The following is an 18,277-nucleotide window of genomic DNA, read 5'->3' on the forward strand; positions in this document are numbered from 1 at the left end:
ATTCCCCCTCATTCACAAGGAACCCCTCATGGCACACCAAGTTCAAACCATGGCCTACGTCGGCCAAACCCCATGGCATTCCCTGGGCAACGCACTCCCACCCAAGCAGTCGATTGATGTCTGGGCCAAAGAAGCCGGCATGGACTGGCAGATCTGCTCAAGCCCCGTGCGCTACATGACCGAGCAAGCAGGCAGCCTGGGCAGCATCATGTCCTTCGATGACCAAAAGGTTCTCTACCGCAGCGACACCAAAGCCCCGCTGTCTGTGGTGTCTGATAGATATGTTGTGGTGCAGCCACGAACCGTACTTGAGTTCTACCGTGACCTGACAGAAATCTCCGGCTTTGAGCTAGAAACAGCAGGTGTTTTGAAGGCAGGTAAGAAGTTCTGGGCCCTGGCCAAGACCGGTAAAGAAAGCACCCTAAAAGGCAAAGACAAGGTCAACGGCTACATCCTCTTGGCTACCAGCTGCGATGGCACTCTGGCCACCACCGCAACCCTGACTTCTATTCGCGTCGTCTGCAACAACACCCTGACGGTCGCCCTCAACGGTGCCGCCAGTGCCGTTAAGGTCCCCCACAGCACCAGCTTCGATGGTCAGGCCGTCAAGAAGCAACTGGGTATCGCCGTATCGCATTGGGATGGTTTTATGTATCGCATGAAAACCCTCTCCGAGCGCAAAGTGAAGTCCCACGAATCTCTCAACTACTTTTTGAATGTCCTGTGCCATACCGACCAGCCCGCCAACACCAAAGGCGGTTTGGTCAATGAACGGGCATTGAAGCGGGTGCAGGAGCTTTACGACGGCGCAGGGAAGGGTGCAACGCTGGACTCTGCTGCTGGTACTGCTTGGGGACTGCTCAATGCGGTCACCGAGTACGTGGACCACGAACGCCGCGCAAGAAGCACGGACTACCGCCTGGACTCGGCCTGGTTTGGCCAAGGTGCTGCCCTCAAAGCACGTGCCCTCGACCACGCCATGCAGCTGGTGGCCTGACCGTAGCTCCAAACCTTCTTCATTCCCCCAACCTAAAGGAAACCCATGTCCAAAGCACTAGCCCTGGACCGGGAGGCCCGGCCACGCCCAGCCCTCAAGCTGGTAAAAACCAACGACCTCAGCCGCGAAGACTGGCTCTCAGTTCGCAGAAACGGGATCGGTAGCTCCGATGCAGCAGCTGCCGTGGGCCTGAACCCCTACAAGTCACAGCTCGCCCTCTGGATGGAGAAAACCGGTCGTGATGACCTCTTTGCGCCCATCGACGTCAATGATGAGTCCACCCCGGTCTACTGGGGCACTCTGTTGGAGCCCATTGTTGCCGCGTCCTATGTCAAGCGCACGGGCAACCGTGTCCGCAAGGTCAACGCTGTCCTGCAGCACCCAGACCACGGCTGGATGCTTGCCAACCTGGACCGCGAAGTGGTGGGCGTGCCCGAAGTCCAGATCCTGGAGTGCAAAACAGCTGGTGTCCAAGGTGCCCGTCTCTGGAAAGACGGTGTCCCGGAATACGTGGTTTTGCAAGTACAACATCAACTTGCAGTCACCGGCAAACGGGCAGCCGACGTCGCAGTCCTGATCGGAGGCCAGGAATTGCAGATCCACCGCATCAAGCGGGACGACCTGTTGATAGAACGCCTGATCCAGCTGGAAGAAGTCTTCTGGGGCTATGTCCAGTCGGATGTGGCACCACCGGTGGATGGATCTGACTCTGCGGACCAGGCGCTTCGGCGTCTGTACCCCAACGATGTCGGATCAACCGTGGACTTCAGCCAGGATCTGGAAATGTCAGCCACCTTCTCTGACCTGGTGGCAGTTCGACAGACCCTGGATACCCAAACCAAGCTGGAAGCGCTGCTCAAACAGCGTATCCAGCAACGGATGGGGGACGCCTCCAAAGCGGTGTTTGAAACCGGCGATGTCACCTGGAGACGCAGCAAGGACGGGGTGGACATCGACCTCCCCAAAATCCTGGCTGACCACCCGGACTACCAAGAGACTTATGCCATCCCTAGGCCTGGCAGCCGGCGGTTCTTGGTCAATCTGGCCAAGGACTGATGGAGCTATCCAGACAACCCAGGCAACCCAGACCTGCAACAAACTTTTTACTTCAACCCCACAAGCCCCACCCCGGATGGACCGGAGTGGGGCTTATTTTTTTGCTCACCTACAAGGACGAAACGATCATGCTCAAAGGATTGGCCATTACACCCCCCATCGTGGGACGCATCTCCATCGGAAAAGTTGTCGAGAAAGGCGGACGTCGACTCCCTGAAAAAGACGACGAATTCACCATTACCACCCAAGTCCAGACCAAAGACGGCTGGATGTTGCACCCGCTGAACCAAAGCCTCCGAAAAGACGGCAATGCCAACAACAAACTGCGCTCCATTCCGGTGCGCGTCATGTTCAATGATCCAGACCTGAACCTGCGGGCCAGCTACCACTACTTTGATCGCCAGACTGGGCGGCCACTGTGTGTGGGCAATGGGGAGCATTGCAAACGCTCAACAGTTGACGGTATCCAAGAGCTGTCATGCCCAGGACCGGATGGTTGTCAGATGGGGCAGGGAGGGCTGTGCAAGCCCTATGGCCGCCTGAGTGTGTTGATTGGGGATGAGGATGAGCTGGGTTCGTTCATCTTCCGTACCACGGGCCACAACTCCATCCGCACCTTGGTAGCACGGTTGAAGTACTTCCATGCCATCTCCGGTGGACGGCTGGCAACGCTCCCCATGGAGCTCAAACTGCGGGGGAAGTCCACCACCCAGTCACACCGGGCTCCGATCTACTACGTGGATCTGACCATCCGGGCGGGGATGGGGATGGCTGAGGCAGTGACAGAGGCTAGGCGGTTGGATGAAGCTCGCCAGGCTGCGGGGATAGACCAGCAAGGCCTGGATGATGCGGCGCGCCTAGGCTTTGCAGCTGGTGCGTTTGAAGAGTCTGCGGAGGAGGGTGGGGCTGTGGTGGAGGAGTTCTATCCACCGGCGGAGGGTGGAGCTGAAATTCCAGGCGCCGCTTCGGGCGGAGCGACAAGCCTCTCAGACAAGCTAGCCAGCAAGCTCAGTTGAGTACTTTGGGTGAAGCAGATCCCTCCCAGGGCACTGCTTCCGTGCCACTGGGCGACTGGCATGGGAGGGGGGTGTTTTCGCCCAGGTACTGGGGTACAGTGGGACAAAGGGAGAACGAAAAATGATTGCGTTTCTGATTGATGCGGATAACTTCTCATCGCCTGCTTGGATTGATGAGGCATTCCACGGACTTGAAAAGACAGTAGGCTCCATCGCGATTCGAAGGGCCTATGGCAGCGCAGAAAACCTGAAAGGTCTTGCAGACGCGCTGCGCACATGGGCCATTCGTCCCTTTGCAAATCTCTCGCTACCGAAGAACACGACAGATCTGTCCTTGGCTGTGGACGTCATGGAGTTGGCATGCACATCACCCAGGCCTGCGCAGATCGTGATCGGGTCGGGGGATCTGGATTTCTTACCTTTGGTGGTGCGGCTCCGTGAGAAGGGCATCAAGGTCATCTGTGTCACAGAACGGAGCAAGATGGCGCAAGACGCGGTGGCTGCCTATGACCAGGTGCTATACGTCGGGGGCAACCTGGGAGAAAGTCCAAAGATCGCAGAGAGCAAACCTCCGGTGGTGGCGCCTGCTCGACCCTCTGTTAAGAAGGCGGCAGAAAAAGCACCAGCGGCTAAAAAGGCAACTTCAACTCCTGCACCGATTGCAAAGAAAGTTGTGGCTAAGAAGGCTCCTGCCAAGAAGGCCGCAGCGGCGGCACATGTTGAGCTGTCTGTATCGAGCATCTTCGCTGCAGTCCCCAATCTAAAAACTGGTGAATGGCAGCCCTTGGCTGAGGTGGCGAAACTGTTGCATGACCAGAAGCTACTGGCAAAGAGCGCGACTTCCACCAAGCTGTTTAAAAAGTTTCCAAATCACTTTGAAGTGATGCCGGCGGGCAAGCCCAATAAGGTGCGATTCATTGTTCCAGCTACCTGAATAGGAAAGCTAAGACCTATTACTGTTCCGAATTAAAAATGAGCAGGACAGGTCAAAATGGGCTGTCAATGCCGCTTAAACGAGCAGGCATTCAACATGAGGTGCTGATGTGAATCTTGAAGCTGCGTTGGCACTAAAAACACTAGATGGGCTTGAGGTAACTGAGTCCCTGGATGTCATCGCACTTTTGGTCGATCATGCGATGGACACTGAAGATCCGGAGCTGAATACTCAGGTGCTCGCCTGGGCTGACAGGCTGGAGGCTAGTCTGGTGGCGGGTGTTGAGCTGGTCAAACTGGACTACTACAGAGCAAACGCCTGGGCCAACGTCAACCGGGTAGCTCGCCAAAAGCTAACCACAACGTGGGCGTGGGAGCAGGAGCCATTGGAGCGGCAGATATTGCTGCTGAGGCGTGCATTGAACCGGAGTGCATTTGATGAAATGTCCACTCTTATGCAGTGCCAAATCCTCACGAACCTTGGCAATCAGCTCAATTCCGTTGGACGGTTCGTTGAGGCACGCGAGTTATGGTCACGTGCATTGGACAAACAGCCCAACTTTTGGATGGCGCGTTTCAATCGTGGCTATGGTCAACTGACGTACGCGCGGCATCTGTACGACGGTGGTCACAGAGAGGTCCTAGCTGTCGATGCTCACACGGACATGATGCACGCCATCAATAGCCTTGGAGACTACCCAGAGTACGGTGATCCGCGACTAAAAGCGAGCTTTGTGGAGGCCGCTGACTACATTGCCAAACGAATCGACTTGGCAACGTTCTCCGCAGAGTACAACCCAGATGGATTCTCATTGGGTGATACCGAAGAGGAGAAGGCCTATCGACACTGGTGTCTGCATCAATGCCTTTTTCTAAACCCGCTGAATGACACCGGACCATATTCGATTGCTGCACGTGATGTGATGCAACTTCCAACCTTCGTCACAGCGCTCAACGAAAAACCGGTTGTGCTGGGACTCTTCAATCAGCTAAAGCAGGAATTTGTTTCGGCGCGTTGGCTCTATTACGAGGGTGTCACTATGCAAGGCATGCACTTCTCCGATGGAGACGTAAGCTTGTACAACACACTCGACTACCCTGTATTTGGTGTGGCTGCGGAAAAGGTGAAGCTGGCCTTTAGGATGAGCTACTCACTGTTCGACAAGATGGCTTTTTTTCTGAACCATTACATGAAGCTTGGCATTCCAGCCACGCAGATTTCTTTCCGGCATATCTGGCGAGATAAGAAGACTGGGAGTCTGAAGCCAGAATTTGAAAATACGGAGAACTTGCCGTTTCGGGGGCTGTTCTGGCTGGCCAAGGACTTTTTTGATTCGGAACTCAAAGACACAACGGAGCCAGATGCACGGAACTGTCATGACCTGCGAAACCATTTGGAGCACAAGTATCTCAAGCTGCATTCGATGATCGTGCCAGTTGATCCCTCGATCTCTAAGGGGTTCGATCTATTCAAGGACGATTTGGCATTTTCACTCACGGTAACGGAGCTGGAGCAACGCACACTGCGTATGCTGAAACTGGCTAGATCGGCACTGATCTATTTTTTGCTCGGAATGCATCAGGAAGAGCGTCGCCGGAGGACAGTTGCCGACGTAGAGGGCCGCACGGGTGAGATGCCCATCTACATGGCAGATGACATCTACAAGCAACGTCTGGGGTGATCAACCAAACAGGACGAGTGACTTGCACGCAGCGCTCAAATGCGCTTCGTGCAAATTGGTGAATATTTTTGTTCAAAAAACTAAATAAGCCAGTCCAGTACCGGACGCCGTTTAGCTCAATCTGAGTCTGGTTGCAGCATGCGCCAGAGATCCTTGCCTACGGCTTCAGCCAGTTTTTCCATATTGTCGACGGAGATGTTCCGCTCCCCACGCTCAACCTGGCCGATGTAGGTTCGGTGCAGATCGGCTTGGTCTGCCAGCTCTTCTTGAGACAAGGCCATCTCCACCCGCGCGGCGCGAAGACGCAGGCCAAACAAGGCTTTGGCGGGTAGTGTTTTGGGAATGGGGGGCTTGGTTGCTGGCACCCCCAGAGCGTCTTATTTAGATGATTTTAGGTCTACATAATCTAAGTAGCATTCATGCTAAAGTGAGTTTGAGTGATCACACGCGGGATCGCGCTTCAACCTAAAGGAACTGAAAACCATGGACTACTCTGTGTACTCGATCAACACCGTCTCCAACGAAAAAGTCGCTGAGCTTATTGATCAGCGCAAGTCCTTTGTATTGGAGGACGTGGGGAGGCTGAACATGACTGAGGCGGTTGCGACCTTGGAGAAGGTCATTGAGTCAAAAGGCCTGAAGTGCCGGGTCTATACCAAAGGGCGTATGGCCACGATGGCTGCGGCGGCGATCCCGATTTCACCAACGGTGATTGGGGGATGGGCTGCGGGAATCGCGATGGGTATACACAACTTGGCGACCTGGAATCCGGACTATGAGATCGCAAAGAATGCGGTTACGGGGACTTTGACGATTGATTACAAGCGCTAGGAACTGAGCAGTGCAGGGAATGTGACAAAAGCTCACCGCGGCTGAGTCCGTTCCCCGGCAAATACTTTTGCTAGGCTGGCAGATAGTCGCTGTTGATCTTAGTGGCGCCCACACTGACGCTACCACCAGCGCCATAACCAATCGTGGCTGAATATACGCGGGCCTGGCGGTCCAGGGTGGTGCGGCCGTTGGCAGCATCGCCCGGCTGGCGGATGGTACTTAGCCGCTTAATATCGCCTCCAGTCCCCCCTTGGAGGCTGCTTTGGGCGAATAGACCGGGCAAATATTCGGTGGTGGAGCCAAGTCTATTTGGCTAACTGCTGGGACTCCCCCATTTGCCCCAACTATCCGCCGCGCTTCTTTCCTTTTTTATCCATCGCATTGAGTTTTCCGTTGTCATATGCGATGTCCTGCTCGGATAACCCCCAGGGTAAGCCGGTACCCGCGAAATGTGCTTCCGCCTCGGCTCCCTCATAGTCGTATGAAACCGTAAATGGTTCTGGCTGGCAATTGGGGTCTCGCCAATCACCACTCTTGAATTTAACGTAGCTAACCAGTGCATTGATAGCCTCGTCAATTGGCAAGATAACTTTGAGATCGTCGTCAAACTCGCATCGAAGGTACAAGCTTTGATCAAAAGCCAAGATACTGTGCGCATTTCCAGTTCCGATGTAGCCTTTCTTTTCTTGGCCGACTTTGATGCCGCGCAGACGCTGAATCATCTTTTGAGCAGCGTCGCCACCACAAGCCTCAATGTCCGCACCAATCCAAGAAATGATCTCAGTTAAGCCCTTACTGCGTATCGACATGGGGAAGTCCCATCGCGTGAAGTCGTCGTACCACTCGAAGTTCAAAGTTGTTTTCATGTTAGTTCCAGGCCTGCATTTCATGGCGCATATGGGCAGCACGTACTTATTGACTTGCCAACAGAGACAGTACTCGTGCAAACGAGCGTTTCGGATGAAACGGTAGAGCAAAAACGCGAGCTCGGGTTGCTTTTTCAAGCGGCCATAGCTGCATCCTAAATATTCACGAAACTGAAGAAGTAGCTGTCTGCGCTTGTCTTTCTGGTGGCTACTTCCTTCACTATCCAATAAGCCTGCATGTTAGAGGTGCAGCTCACTTGAGCGTACTGAATTGGACTCCAAATTCGACATAGAGACTTACCGCTTTGAGTCAAATGTTGAGGCAGGTTTGGGCGGCATGAGCAGTCATTGGAGAATGCCTGCTTTGGAGCTTTTCTCTTTACATTTTGACGGCGCATAGTGCAGTTGTGTTTGCCAAGGTCGGCTTGACGGAAACCCATGGCTGAAGTGCCACCTGGCTACTTCGAATAGTGTTCAATTTCGCCGCTACACTGAATCTTCAATGGACCTAAAGGTGAGTTCCCGTAATGCGAATAACGCCGAGTAACGAGCAGCAGAAAATACTGGACTCCGAGTCTTTGCGCATTCTTGTGGAGGCAAATGCGGGTGCTGCAAAAACCACTACAGCCGCTATGAGGATTTGGCGGCTCGTCGATCGTGGTGTTGATCCTTCCCGTATCTGTGCACTTGCTTTCAGCAAACCTGGCGTATTGGCCTATTCGGCGGCATTTAGTCGCATAGGTATGCCCGAAGCCATTACTTCCAAAATTCGCCTTGGTACGGTGGAGGAATTCTGTGCTGCACGCCTGAAAAAAATTGATGGCACTGCGGTTATCAGTTATTCCGACGCGCGGGAAGTCAAACCTTACGTACTGAATGCAATCCAGATTGCTCGTGGGATTTCGGATCAACGGTTCCCCGGCGATTTCTCGATTCAAGGAACGGGTGTCTTGTCCGTGGAGCATTTACTGGAGGAGTTTTCGTACATCAAAGGAACCTTAGGGCCGCAGCGATACGGTGACCATTTCCGGTATGACCCCGCGACAGCTGCTGACCTAGGCTGCGACTACACCTCTTTGGCGGTTCTGCGTCAATACGAAAAGCTGAGGAATGATTCGGCACATCCCGAGGAATGCGTGCCCCGATTCCGGTACGTCGGTGACTCGACCTATGACATGGCAATGCATCTGTTGTCGGATGATCCGATCTGGGGTGGGGACAAACATCCCCTCGATCTGAGCCTGGAGGGGATAGTGCTCGACGAGATGCACGATTGCAGCTGGTCTATGTTCACGGTGATTAGTCACTTGTTGAAGCAGAATCTGAATGCGTCTTTCATGGGGATCGGAGATCGTGACCAAGTCATTCACGGCAAACACGGAGCAGACGCCTATTTCATGGAGCCGGACCTTGATCGAGAAATTGGCGGCGTATCCCGTTTTCCGCTCACCCTGACGCACAGATTTGGTGAACAGGTGGCACGTCCATTGGCCTTGTTTTCCAAGAAGGACTATCAGTCGTCCCCTGCTGCGAAGACCCTAGTCAGCCTGCATCGCGCGGAGCATGCCAAAGACAATGCTGGCTTGATTCTGGAGCTATTCGGTAAATACAAAAGTGACGCCGGGTCAGTCGAAGAAGACTTTGCCATTCTGTTGCGCCATCCTGGGGCTTCAGTGGAGCTGGAACACAGTTTGCATCTGAAAGGTGTGGGCTACCGAACGGTGGGGTTCAAGACTTTCTTGCAACGCCCGGAGATAGCATTTGTTCGGATGCTTCTGTCCATTGCGGTAGACCATCAAACCGTATTTATGCCGGAGTCCTTGCTTGAGGCCAAACTGGCGGTGTGGCAGTACCTTGGCGTAAACCTGCCAGTTCCAAGCACTGCAGAGGAGACAAAAAACACCGTAGAGTCCGCCACGGAGCAGAACTTTAGGAGCTTCGTCTTTCACGCATTGTTGGGTGAGGCCGACAAGCAGCTCATCACTTCTGTGCATGCCGCACTGGAGATCGCGGCTTATAACGATGCGCAGAGAGTTGGCGAATTTGTGCGGGCGTTGAATTTCCTTGCTATGGCGCAGAAGGTTCTAGTGTCCAAGCGAGACATAGAGGAAACCATCTCTTCTCTGGAGAGCTTCGCCGAGGTGGCCAAGCACTATGACTCGATTGACGGACTGCTGGGTGCCTTGAACATCATTGACCACCAGAAGCGCAAGGAATCTGCTGCACGGCATCAGTTCAGACTATCCACCATCGAAGACGCGAAGGGCCTAGAGTTTCAGCACATCTTCATCCCGGATTGCAATGCCAGGATGTTTGATGGGTCTAGCCAGGATGAACGAAACCTGTTCTACGTGGCAACCTCCAGAGCACGCAACAGTCTCGCCATCAGCTACCGTGAAGGCTCAGAGTCGACTTTCCTGCGTCATTTCAGGCAGTGAATCCTGTGCCGGTGGTGCGATTGATGACTTTGGGCCAGAAGCAGCCGTTGACCAATGTCGGCTTCGGAGCGGCCCCTAGCCATAAACAATGCAAAAACGCCTAAGTACAGCCTCACCAGAAATCGCATTGGAACTCGCCGGTGCAAAGGCCAGCGCACGCCTCGCGGCTGTCCGTCTTGTCGCATTGCAAGTGGCAAGGCTAGTCCCTGGTGTCCCATCCGCACTGTTTGACACGACCACTGATGCAACTGCGATCGCCGCTGGTCTGGACGAACGGTATATCCAACTTCAGGCACAAGGCTCAGTCGAAGCGGAGGCAGTCTTTGCGCAAGCCCGTGCTGCCGCAGCGGTGGGATTTGCGAACGAGGCCTCTCCCGACGAGGCACTGTACGAAGCCCTAATTGCTCTGGACAACCCTCGAAAGCTACTAGCACTGTTAAAGGAGGCGTTGGGCGCTCAGGTTTAGCCGTTCCTTCAACGCAACATTCATTCGAGAAGAAAGGCCCTTATGTGGTTAAAAAAGATTCTGAAGGCCGCGACGGTCTTGACTATCGCTTCAGCAGTGCATCCTGCTGTTGCGGCTCCGTCTTTTGACAAAACGCCTGACTTGCCAGAGGGTTTTGGATTCAAGACCAGTTGGTTTGCGGTAAAAACCCAAGAACCAATGCACGTCGCCGAGACACTTGGATTAAAGGACCTACAGCCTGCGAACTGGGCAAGTGGCATAGCGGCAGCCTACTCATTCAACAATAAGCCGAATGGGGATAGATATGTTTTCATTTCTCCACCGGTAAAGGGGTGGGTCTTAATGGTCAGCTTGGCGCTCCCATATCCTGATAGGCGTTCGCAAGGGCGCAATGCAGACATTGACGGTCAATTTAATTCGATGTTTGGTGCACTGGTAAAAAGCTTTGATGAGGTGCAGTTTTTTGGAAGTTACCGCGTAGTTGGCTTTGAAGCCTGGGCTCGTGCCAAAGGCGGAGAGATTGAGCGACTTTTTTGTTTCTCAGATGGCGATGTCTATGAAAATACCGGTCCGCAAACCTCTGTAGAGAAACAGCTGAAATTTCCAAATCTGTCGGCTATGACACCAGAAGAAGCGACATCAGCCATTTTTTCCATGGCTAAAAAAAATGAAGATGAAAGAGAGCACTTAGTGGCTTCAGGGCTGTCGTTCAAGGAAGCTTACAGAAAGATATCTGAACGCCAACGCGGACCGATACCCAGTGAGGGCGATGCAACGGCAATTGCCGGACATTGGAGCGTTGACCCAACCCGCATAGAAGAACTGAAGCTTTCGCCCGGTGTTGGATATGTCGCTGTACTACCAAACCAATCGCAAAAGTAAGTTTGGGCCAGGTGCCGACGCTTGCATGTGACTGCTTTGGAGCCGCGAATTTCATGCCTTACCGGCTCCTTCCTGACGAATTTGAATTTCAGCAACGGGCTGGTTGCAGCCGCTGAGACTTGCCCACCCAATGTGTGCGGGAGCCGAAAGCTGCAGTTCGAGATGCAGCGCCCCGCCCGTGAACGCTCGCCGCGTTTGGTTACACCAGCGACGGCGCATACCAAGTCGCATAAGTCAGCTAAACCTTCGAGCTGTCGTTTGCTACTTGCGTCGCTATGAACATAGGGGAAGTCGCGTATTATTCTCCGAAATGACGAAAATGCTTAGGGAGGCAGAGGATGGATCAAGAGTATCTGATGAGGTTCCTCGAAAGTGGGGCAATCAATCTCAACAGCGATGACTCCAAGCTTGAGAAGCTGCGCACAACTGCGAAGGACTTGAGCGCTGCGCTCCGTAAAGCGCCAGCCAAGACAGCTAACTTCACGATGGTGTCGGCCGATCCCTCCGTGCCGCCTGGTGATCCCGTGCTTGAAGAAGCAATGGGGGCGCTGCGCAAGCGCTGGGAAACAGTATCTAACGCATTTACTGGCCGTCCGGTCACGGTCCTGCGGGCCGTCCTGCTTGATGCCATCGTTCAGGCCGCTCGTGAGGATGACGCAATTGCCGTTGCCTTCGTGAACACCGCTCGTAACGCCCTTGCCCATTCCGAGACGGCCGACGAGGCTCCGATCTGGCGGGAAGCGGTCAGCGAAATCGAGACGAAGGTTGACGCGCGTGCGGAAGCGGAGTGGGCGACGCCGGATATGATTTCTGTCGAACCGCTCAAGTACACGCCTCCGGCGCCAGGCAAGGTCGAGTTCGAGCCGCCTATCGTTGATCGGCCTACCCTGAAGGTGAAGGTTCATTCCGCTGCGGGCCCATGGGGTGCTAACAATCCAAACCAACATCAACCTCACAACAACCCGCAGGCTTGGTCGCAAGAGTTTGCGAACAAAATGAGCGTTGCCATCGCCGAGACGTTGGATGCAATGGCCGAAGAGCTTGCTCCTGCACCGGTCGATCTTTCGGCGCCGCTGACGTCGCTAGCCAAGGCAGTCACTGCACACGTCGAAGCGGCGCTAGCCAGTTTCAGCGGCGCGACGGCCGGCCTCCAGCGTCGCACCAACCTGCTGTGGTGGAAGGAAGCGCTTTACTCACCGAGCGTCCATCAGAGTTATCTGGAGATGCCCGTTTTCCAGGCTTCGGCGCTGATGGCGCTAGACCTGCATGAACAGGTTCCGACCTACTCGCCGGCGAGCGTATCGGCCTTCTTGAAAGAAGCCATCCGCTGCCTGCCAACTGAACCAGAGAGCCAGGGCAGCGGTCAGCGCGATGTCGCAACTCTCGTTCAAGACGCCAAGACAGCCGCATTCATGCAACCATTTCGGGTACTGGCTGCACAGTACGTACCCGCGCCAGCCGGTCGAGGGCCACTTCTGTCCCTGATTGGACACGCCCAAGAGCCGGTGGCAACTGACGCCACATCACTGCGTGCGCTCGGTGGCGTGGATGCGTCGGCGATGATGACTCCCGCCGAGTGGGGAACTTTCCTGTTCCGCGAGCTGCAGGCTGCGCGCGCTACCAGCGCCGGCAAGCGGACGAAGAAGAAGTAGGTTGTGTATGGACAAGTGTCCTCACCACAACTGCTTCGCTGACGACAACACAACCTGCACGCTGGGTCACCTCAGTCTGGATTTGTGCCCGGAATGGAAGCGCGTCTCGAATCCGACAGTTGCGGCCACCACGACAGCGGACGAAGTATTGCTCCCCTGGACCGGTCTGGCGATGGGAGAGTCCGACCTGAACTTCGTCAACGGTCGAGGAAAGCCCATCACGGTTGGCATCATTGGGGCCGAGAGCGCAGGAAAGACGACGATTCTCGGCTCGTTCTATCTGCTCCTAGGACGCGGCGCCCTTACCACCGAGGTGCACGCCTTCAGCAACTCGTACACCCTGACAGGCTGGGAGGCTGTAGCGACATCCATGCGCTGGAAGCCGGGGCCGCAGCCACCTCGCTTCCCTCCCCACACTCCGAGTGGCAACGCACGCTCTCCAGGCATGCTGCACTTGGCATTCCGCCGGGAGGATGGGAGCTTGCGCGATCTGCTTTTTGCTGATGCGCCGGGAGAATGGTTCAGGAAATGGGCCATCAACCAGGACGCTCCAGATGCGGAAGGCGCTCGGTGGATTGCTCGGCATGCAGATGTCACACTGCTCATCGCCGACCGGCAAGCGCTCTCTGGCCCAAAGATGGGAACGGCTCGAAATGACTTCCAACTGCTCGCTCAGCGTGCCATCGCCGATGCTCGCGGTCGTCCCCTTGCTCTCGTCTGGACCAAGGGAGACCTCGAAGTAGCGCCAGCGATGGAAGCGCAAATCCGACGCGCGGTCGCCTTCGCGTCGCTATCCGTTCCTGAATTCACTGTGAGTGCGGCCCCTCGAGAGGGTGTGGAGACTTCGGAGGGCTTCCGTAGGCTGTTCGACTGGATTCTTTCAACGAAGCGGCCTGGAGTCGAATTGCCGGCGACCAAGGCGTCCGGCCACGATCCCCTTTTTCGCTTCGGGAGGAGATAGTAGATGGCCGAGCAACACACCATCCTGCTGGTCGGCGAGTCAAACGTCGGTAAGACGCACTATGGCGCCCAGTTCTTGAAGCGTCTGATGGTCAAGGTCGGTGCCTTGAAGATGCACGGTGCACCGACCAACATTGAAGCGTTTACCTCCGCCCTCAGCTGTCTGACTGAAGGCATGGCCACCGATCACACGCCGGCCAACAGCTATGTCGAGAGCGTCTGGCCTATTCAAGACGACTCGGGGCGCTCGGCGGAGCTCGTCTGGCCGGACTACGGCGGCGAGCAGGTTCGCAATCTGGTGACCCAGCGGCGGATTCCTCCGGCCTGGCGTGAACGTGTGCTGGAAGCGACGGATTGGGTTGTCCTCATTCGACTGCATTCTCTGCGCTCGGATGAGGACCTGTTCTCGCGGCCACTACAGTCGTTTGCTTCGGCAGAAGCCCAGGAAGAGCCGACGGCTTTCGAACCTTCAGATCAGGCCAGGACAATTGAGTTGCTCCAGATGCTGCTCTACCTGGCGCAGTTTTCCCTCGACCGACCGCTTCGTAAGCCTCGGCTGACCATCCTGCTCAGTTGCTGGGACGAGCTCCGCACAACCGAATTGCCGCCGGATCTACTGGCGGCACGGCTGCCTATGCTGTGGTCTTTCGTGCAAAGCAACTGGATGACGCCGAGCGTCATCGGTCTATCCGCGCTTGAGAAGGCGCTGAGTATGACAATGCCTGATGCCGACTACGCGACGCGCGGCCCTGAGGATTTCGGCTACGTGGTGCTGCCGGATGGCGAGCGAAAGAGCGACATCACACTGCCCATCCAGCGGCTCATGGCTGAAACACCCTGAAATGCGCGTCGAGCAAGCTGTCTACGGCGAGGTTCAGGGAAGAGGGCACGGCCTGCGAGCGTCGAGTACTGACGCATTGGTGGCCGCTGATATTGCGTCAAAGCTTGACCTGCCGGATGCGGTGCCTCCTGGTGTTCAAGTCTGGTCTCCGTTCGTCCGGGGCTTTCCCGTGGACCAGCACTACGTGTTGGCACGGACCTTCTTGGACACCACTGCGTCCCGCGGCGGCATGGTGCTGACCCATGCACTAATCGTTAGTTTGGACGAGGTCTCGCAGGTGGGCAGCCTCATGGCGCTATTTGCTTGCCTGGCTCCCACGGCCTCGGCGTGCCCAACGAATCCATCGGCCATCGAGGTACAACCCCTCGACGATGGCCTTCCCCCTGCGCCGGATTTGATCGGCGCTGCCAATGCTATAGCTGGTCAAAGGGAGGCTCCCGCTGTTCGGCTAGGAGTGGAGGGCTTCGAGAACCTTGTTCACTCGCTATGGCGCAACCTTTGGCCCGCTATGAGGCGTACCTTCGCATTTCGGCTCAGCTTTGGACCGAATGACGTCGTGGATCAGCCGCCACCAGCCCTTGTCTGCACGCCGGAGCAGCTTCAGGCTCGCTGGACTCAACATCGAATCGTCAAACCAGACGACCAGGCGGCCGAGTCAGCCTCCGCGGCCGTGCTCTGTGGCAAGGCTGATGCGGCGCAGTATTTAGCGCTTGGGGCGGATCTTGGCGTGCAGGTCACCGACGTGCGAGTATTGAGTCGGTTGGAGCGGCTGCACAGCCTCAAGGCGGGCAACGACAGCTTTGACGATCTCCTTGCAGCGGTTCGCTTGGCCGACGGCCTCTCCAACCAGCGAACATCAGGCGTCCAGCTGAAGGACAGCCTCTTGCAGCGACTGGCCGCGCAGTTACCCACTGCTGGCTGCAAGCGGCTATTACAGATGAGGAATCTGTCGCTGGACGGTTTCTCAAACGCTCCAACGCTTTGGTCCAAGGTTGTGCTTCTGGTCAGCGAACTCAAGTTCGCCCCGGCCGATGACGCTGACCTTGTGGATATGGTGGAGGCATCCCAAAACGCTGTGCTGGCTCTGGCGCCATGGCGCTCTGCGGTCGCCGGTGGTCTGTTGGCAGCTGCAGTGCACGACAACCCCGGTCTTTGGAAGGCCATCTGGAGATGGGTGGAGCGCAGCGACGCCGCCTCTACCGCCGCAATCCAGAAGCTTCGATCCGAGTCCTCCGTCGAGCAGCGATTAGTGCAGGAGATTCCTAGGCGGCTCATCCCCGCCAATCCTGCGTCGTTGGTCGCACTTCTGCGCCAAAGAGGTTGGCTGATGGCTCACGGCGCCGTTTTGGCAGCAACGGTCTCTCCTCTTGAGGCGGCAGTGCAGCAGCTCAAGGTGGACAAGGCACTGGTCCATACAGCTGGGCTCCGGGCTGCGCTTCGCCACGCGACGCTCGCCCAGAGTTTGGAAGCTGCCATCGTCCTCAAGGACCCTCGCCTGGTTGAAATGTGCGCTGACCTAGCGGTCGCTCAACCGGAGGTGCTAACTGGTATCGGTTGCGAAGACCTAACCGAGCAGAAAATCTGGGCCGCCGCCATTGGGAAGAGCAACTCGCTGTGGAGTGCACCTGGCAACCCACTGGAAGTTCGAGACACTGTGCTGGTGCATCTCGGCAAGGGAGCAGGTGCATTCACCGGACTGGTAGAAGCCCTTGCTGGGACCCCTTTAGCAGACCTGACTGCAGCACCTGATCGCCCGAACCTCTGGTCGCTTCTTCCCGTGTCTCACCGCAACCTCTACTTGCGCGCTACAGCCCTTGGATGGCTCAACGCTGCGGTCGCAGGATCCGACATCAACCGCCCGGAGCCGGAGCTTGAAGAGGCCGTGATGACGAACTCCACCCTGGACCTTGTCCTTGGGGACGCGGCTGTGCCGGTACGAACCCGACTAGCCATCGTGAGTGCCCTCCCATCGTTTCGCGAGGAGGTTTTCGTCAGCTTGCTGGGCAACATCCTGCGTAGCAGCCGCGCGCTGCCCCATGCCGATGCTGATCAGCTAGGAACCCTGGTGGCAAGCAGGCGCTGGCAGCGTGCAGTCGCCGTTCTCTGCAACCGACTTGCGGACCGCAGGTACGACCTCACACCTGCTCTTCAACAGTGCTCGAGCCTCCTCAACCTGTTTCAGCGCTGGACTTTTGGAATCTTCAAACCCAGTGCTGATGACAAATGGCGGGCGTTTGAGGAGACGGCGTGCGAGCTCTATCCCACTGGCCCGGATTGCGAGGAACTCTGGTCTCGCGCTGGCGGGAAGAACTCCGATCTACCCAGCTGGTCGCAGAACGGTGCGACTCGTTGGCACACCGCTCTTCGGTCCATGCGCTACGGCGGACGCCCCAACGCACGAGCGCTACTGGCAAAGATGCGCGAGGACCGTCCAGGCAACGAAACGCTAGGTCTATTCGCCAATGACGTAGACATCGTCGGCTAACACTGACGTCTCCATAGTCCCCTTAAATATGAATACAACTGGTTACCCTCAAGGACACGCATTGCTCATCGGAGTGTCGAGCTACCAGCACGTCACAGACCTTCCCCTAGCCATCCTCGACGACGCGCGCGACATCGCTGCCACTCTGACGTCGCCCAACTACTGCGGCTATTCGCCTGCCAATGTGGTCACGCTGCTGGACAGCCAGGCTACGCGCACAGGCGTACTGAAGGGCCTGGCAGAACTAGCCGCGCGAGCGGGAACGGACGACACGGCATGCGTCTTCTTCTCTGGCCATGGTGCCATTGTTGGCGCTCCAGGCTCGGAAGACAGCGTTTTGGCAACCGTGGACACAGACCTCGCTGACCTTGAAGCTACGTCTATAAGTTCCGACGAGTTCGCCAGAGCCCTTGCCGCAATAAGGGCCAAGCGAGTGCTGGTGTTCATAGACGCATGTCATGCCGGTGGCGCTGCCATCTCGAAGACGTTGACCGACGGTAAGGGACACAGATTCAAGTCTGGCTACGCATCCACCACGTTTGCAAAGCTGGCAAGTGGAAGCGGACGAGCGTTGATGGCTTCATGTCGTGCGGATGAGGTCTCGGCCGTGTTCACAGGAGCACGTAACAGCGTCTTCACATCCGCTCTGCTGGCCGGTCTGCGCGGGGGGGCAGACGCAGCTGGAAGTGGTTTCATTAAAATTTTCGACCTCTTCAACTACATCGTCGAAGAGATTCCGAAGCAGGTCCCGGACGGCCAGCACCCTATCTTCAAGGCTGAAAACCTGGAGTTGAACTTTGCAGTAGCACTTAGCAAAGGCGGTAAGAAGTCCGCCTTACCAGGCAGTGGCGCTAATGCATCGCCACAGCTGGGTGACGCGTGGGCTGCGCTTGAGACGGTGCTTGTCGATCTATATCCGTTCGGTCCGCGTGACCAAGAGATCTGGAGCCGTGCTGGTGGCGACTTGTCTCGTTTGGATTTTCACTCTAGCGGTCAAGCGTCCTGGCACTCCGCGCTCCGCAAGCTCAAGCAGGGAGGTGGGGGACGGTCCATTACCTTCGCAACCCTGCTCAACGCTGCTCAGAGTGACTTTGCCAATCATCCGCAGCTGGCATTGCTACAGGCGCCTTGAGCGGCTCCCGCTTAGGCGACCAGGAAGTCCTATGGCTTCT

At 56.3% G+C, this 18,277-nt stretch carries 15 protein-coding genes; 13 read left to right on the forward strand and 2 right to left on the reverse strand.

The genetic code is table 11. The annotated features are described in order from the left end of the window. Window positions 1-28: 28 nt before the first annotated feature. The 5 genes from C5F53_RS06650 to C5F53_RS06670 all read left to right on the forward strand — a co-directional run bounded on the left by C5F53_RS06650 (window position 29) and on the right by C5F53_RS06670 (window position 5,684). Entirely contained in the window at window positions 29-997 is a 969-nt protein-coding gene (locus C5F53_RS06650; RefSeq protein ID WP_105260582.1) for a DUF932 domain-containing protein, read from the forward strand. 45 nt (window positions 998-1,042) lie between these two features. Beyond that, entirely contained in the window at window positions 1,043-2,053 is a 1,011-nt protein-coding gene (locus tag C5F53_RS06655; protein ID WP_105260583.1) for a YqaJ viral recombinase family protein, read from the forward strand. A gap of 128 nt (window positions 2,054-2,181) precedes the next feature. Further along, the gene (locus C5F53_RS06660; RefSeq protein WP_105260960.1) at window positions 2,182-3,069 is read left to right on the forward strand and encodes a hydrolase or metal-binding protein; all 888 of its coding nucleotides are present in this window, start codon (window positions 2,182-2,184) and stop codon (window positions 3,067-3,069) included. 121 nt (window positions 3,070-3,190) lie between these two features. Beyond that, the gene (locus C5F53_RS06665; protein WP_105260584.1) at window positions 3,191-4,003 is read left to right on the forward strand and encodes an NYN domain-containing protein; all 813 of its coding nucleotides are present in this window, start codon (window positions 3,191-3,193) and stop codon (window positions 4,001-4,003) included. Window positions 4,004-4,112: 109 nt separating this feature from the next. Continuing rightward, entirely contained in the window at window positions 4,113-5,684 is a 1,572-nt protein-coding gene (locus tag C5F53_RS06670) for an LA2681 family HEPN domain-containing protein (RefSeq protein ID WP_105260585.1), read from the forward strand. A gap of 116 nt (window positions 5,685-5,800) precedes the next feature. Here the strand turns inward: C5F53_RS06670 and C5F53_RS06675 are convergent, their stop codons facing one another. Next, on the reverse strand, window positions 5,801-6,001 hold the full coding sequence (locus C5F53_RS06675; protein ID WP_236635281.1) for a helix-turn-helix transcriptional regulator: 201 nt from the start codon (window positions 5,999-6,001) through the stop codon (window positions 5,801-5,803). A gap of 166 nt (window positions 6,002-6,167) precedes the next feature. Between C5F53_RS06675 and C5F53_RS06680 the strand changes: the two genes are divergently transcribed. Continuing rightward, window positions 6,168-6,515: a hypothetical protein gene (locus C5F53_RS06680; protein WP_105260119.1), complete on the forward strand. Its 348-nt coding sequence runs from the start codon at window positions 6,168-6,170 to the stop codon at window positions 6,513-6,515. 344 nt (window positions 6,516-6,859) lie between these two features. Here the strand turns inward: C5F53_RS06680 and C5F53_RS06685 are convergent, their stop codons facing one another. Then, the gene (locus tag C5F53_RS06685) at window positions 6,860-7,381 is read right to left on the reverse strand and encodes a hypothetical protein (protein ID WP_146097313.1); all 522 of its coding nucleotides are present in this window, start codon (window positions 7,379-7,381) and stop codon (window positions 6,860-6,862) included. 527 nt (window positions 7,382-7,908) lie between these two features. On the opposite strand from C5F53_RS06685, the gene C5F53_RS06690 reads away from it, so the two are divergent. From C5F53_RS06690 to C5F53_RS06720, 7 genes are all read left to right on the forward strand, one after another. Beyond that, a complete protein-coding gene (locus C5F53_RS06690; protein ID WP_105260587.1) occupies window positions 7,909-9,819 on the forward strand; it encodes a 3'-5' exonuclease in 1,911 nt (636 codons plus the stop codon). A gap of 508 nt (window positions 9,820-10,327) precedes the next feature. After that, window positions 10,328-11,167: a hypothetical protein gene (locus C5F53_RS20095; protein ID WP_146097314.1), complete on the forward strand. Its 840-nt coding sequence runs from the start codon at window positions 10,328-10,330 to the stop codon at window positions 11,165-11,167. A 338-nt stretch (window positions 11,168-11,505) separates the two neighbouring features. After that, window positions 11,506-12,819, forward strand: a complete 1,314-nt coding sequence (locus C5F53_RS06700) for a GTPase-associated system all-helical protein GASH (protein WP_105260589.1) — start codon at window positions 11,506-11,508, stop codon at window positions 12,817-12,819. 7 nt (window positions 12,820-12,826) lie between these two features. Beyond that, window positions 12,827-13,780 (forward strand): GTPase domain-containing protein, encoded by a 954-nt coding sequence (locus tag C5F53_RS06705; RefSeq protein WP_201740813.1) that lies wholly within the window; start codon window positions 12,827-12,829, stop codon window positions 13,778-13,780. 3 nt (window positions 13,781-13,783) lie between these two features. Further along, window positions 13,784-14,620 carry a hypothetical protein gene (locus C5F53_RS06710; RefSeq protein ID WP_105260591.1) on the forward strand — a complete coding sequence of 279 codons (837 nt, stop codon included), beginning with the start codon at window positions 13,784-13,786 and terminating at the stop codon, window positions 14,618-14,620. A 1-nt stretch (window position 14,621) separates the two neighbouring features. Further along, window positions 14,622-17,105 carry an effector-associated domain EAD1-containing protein gene (locus C5F53_RS06715; protein ID WP_105260592.1) on the forward strand — a complete coding sequence of 828 codons (2,484 nt, stop codon included), beginning with the start codon at window positions 14,622-14,624 and terminating at the stop codon, window positions 17,103-17,105. A 61-nt stretch (window positions 17,106-17,166) separates the two neighbouring features. Further along, window positions 17,167-18,237: a caspase family protein gene (locus tag C5F53_RS06720; protein ID WP_236635282.1), complete on the forward strand. Its 1,071-nt coding sequence runs from the start codon at window positions 17,167-17,169 to the stop codon at window positions 18,235-18,237. Window positions 18,238-18,277 lie beyond the last annotated feature (40 nt).

The organism is Rhodoferax sp. TS-BS-61-7 (assembly GCF_002943465.1).
Taxonomy (GTDB): domain Bacteria; phylum Pseudomonadota; class Gammaproteobacteria; order Burkholderiales; family Burkholderiaceae_C; genus Allorhodoferax.